Source organism: Pseudomonas sp. F9001, from assembly GCF_013385435.1.
In the GTDB taxonomy this organism is placed as follows: domain Bacteria; phylum Pseudomonadota; class Gammaproteobacteria; order Pseudomonadales; family Pseudomonadaceae; genus Aquipseudomonas.
The window spans coordinates 1-782 of record NZ_JACAPX010000067.1 but is presented as its reverse complement, the minus strand read 5'-3'; the positions used below and the strand labels follow the sequence as shown (position 1 = coordinate 782).

Below are 782 nucleotides of genomic sequence, written 5' to 3'. Positions count from 1 at the left end.
AGCTCGAAGAAGTTATCGCTGACGCCAATCTGCGGCACCTTGAGCACGTCCTGCCAGATCGCCGCAATACGGCGTTCCAGCTCGCTGTGCGGCGATCTGGCAGGACGTGCTCAAGGTGCCGCAGATTGGCGTCAGCGATAACTTCTTCGAGCTGGGCGGCGACTCGATCATCTCGATCCAGGTGGTCAGCCGTGCGCGCCAGGCCGGGATTCGTTTTACCCCCAAAGAGCTGTTCCAGCACCAGACCGTACAAGGCCTGGCCTCGGTGGCGCAGTTGGGCGAGGGCGCACTGCTGATCGATCAGGGCCCGGTGACCGGCGACAGCGTGTTGCTGCCGATCCATCAGGCATTTTTCGATACGGCGATTCCCGAGCGGCACCACTGGAACCAGTCGGTACTGCTCAAGACCACGCAGCCGTTGAACCCTGAACATCTGGAACAAGCCCTGCACGCCTTGCTGGTGCAGCACGATGCCTTGCGCGTGAGCTTCGTCCGGCAGGCCGATGGCTGGCGAGCGACTTACCAGCCGGTCAGCGAGCAACCTTTGCTGTGGCAACGCAGCATCGTCGACGCTTCGGCGCTGGAGCAACTGGGCGACGAAGCCCAGCGCAGCCTGGACCTGGGCAATGGCCCACTGCTGCGCGCGGTGCTGGCGACCCTGGCCGACGGCAGTCAGCGGCTGCTGCTGGTGATCCATCACCTGGCGGTGGACGGCGTGTCGTGGCGCATCCTGTTCGAAGACCTGCAAACCGCCTACGAGCAACTGCAGCAGGGGCGTGTCG

Annotated in this window: 1 pseudogene; it reads left to right on the top strand. The window is 64.1% G+C overall.

Annotated elements, in window-relative coordinates:
* Window positions 1-58: 58 nt before the first annotated feature.
* Window positions 59-782: pseudogene (locus HX818_RS31005) on the top strand (condensation domain-containing protein); the annotation flags it as partial.